Raw genomic sequence first — 1,404 nt, 5'->3', positions numbered from 1 at the left:
CATGACCTCAGGCATACTGCGGTCATGAATACGCTGCCTGACTTAAGCCAACTGACCCATGAACAACTGCTGGAATTCACCAGACAGTTGGCGATGCAGCATCAGTCTCTAGCACAATCAAACCAGCAATTAGATGCCAGAGTTCAACATCTTGAAGTCACCAATCAGCAATTAGATTCTAAAGTTCAACATCTTTCTATTCTCAATCAAAAATACGAGCATGAACTCGCACTATTTAAACAGCACAAATTCGGCAGTAAAAACGAACATCTCACTGCAAAACAAATCCATCTGTGGGATGAAGCGGTTGAAGAAGATATCGCAGCCGTTGATCTGGAATTAGAACGATTAAATGCAGATAAAACCCATGCAGCGACACAGAAAGCCACAGTCAACAAACCTAAACGTCGACCACTGCCAGATCATCTACACACCATCCGTATTGAGCATGAACCTGCATCAACCCAATGTGCTTGTGGCTGCCGACTCCGTCGTATCGGCGAAGATGTCAGTGAAAAACTGCATTTCAGACCGGCACAGTTCTATAAGGAACAGCATTTGCGTGGCAAATGGGTCTGTGATCAGTGTGACACCCTGACTCAGCAAGCGATGCCCGCCTATGTGATTGATAAAGGCATTGCTTCACCTGAACTGCTCAGCCATGTTTTGGTATCGAAATATGCCGATCATTTGCCGCTGTACCGTCAACGTCTGATCTATCAGCGGGCGGGAATCGAACTTTCTAGATCAACTTTATCTGACTGGATAGGTCGCTGCGGTGTAGAACTGGAACCTCTGGCCAATGCCTTAAAAGAGGTGGTACTACAACAGCAGGTGCTGCATGCAGATGAAACACCGGTCACCATCATGCGGATGGGTGAGAATAATAAAAAACCGAAGAAAGGTTATGTCTGGGCCTATGCCACCACACAGTACAATCCAGTTCAGGCGGTGATCTATGACTTTCAGGATAGTCGTTCAGGCCAGCATGCTGAAGAGTTGTTAGCGGCAATGTAAAAATGACCCCCCAACAGCATTTGAAAATTGACCCCCTTGGTTAATATAGTGGTCTTTTTGGACTGCTCAACATGTTAACTTTGGAGCAAGCAGTGACAATCCAAATACTTCATCAACAAGGTCAATCTATTAAGGCAATTAGCCGCGAACTCGGTATTTCTAGAAATACTGTGTGTAAATATTTACGATCTCAAGTAACACCTAAATATCAACGAACACAATCTAAAGTGAGTATTCTTGAGCCTTATAAACCGTATTTAATCAAACGAGAGATGGCTCCGGAAATTTGAACAACTCCTATAAGTGATACTCTGCTCCTCAAATGATGTTATAAACATCAATATATGGAGTATTTTATGGCACGTAGACCAAGAAGAAATCATTCAA

The 1,404-nt window shown here is 43.5% G+C and carries 2 pseudogenes; both read left to right on the top strand.

Going from position 1 to position 1,404, the window contains the following annotated elements:
- Window positions 1–24: 24 nt before the first annotated feature.
- Window positions 25–999: pseudogene (locus HHA42_RS13280) on the top strand (IS66 family transposase); the annotation flags it as partial.
- Between the two features lie 89 nt (window positions 1,000–1,088).
- Window positions 1,089–1,286, top strand: a pseudogene (locus HHA42_RS13275) (helix-turn-helix domain-containing protein); the annotation flags it as partial.
- Window positions 1,287–1,404 lie beyond the last annotated feature (118 nt).

Source organism: Acinetobacter sp. A3, from assembly GCF_012371415.1.
Lineage (GTDB): Bacteria > Pseudomonadota > Gammaproteobacteria > Pseudomonadales > Moraxellaceae > Acinetobacter.
Note: the sequence above shows the minus strand (reverse complement) of the source record. Positions and strands in the feature narration are given on the sequence as shown.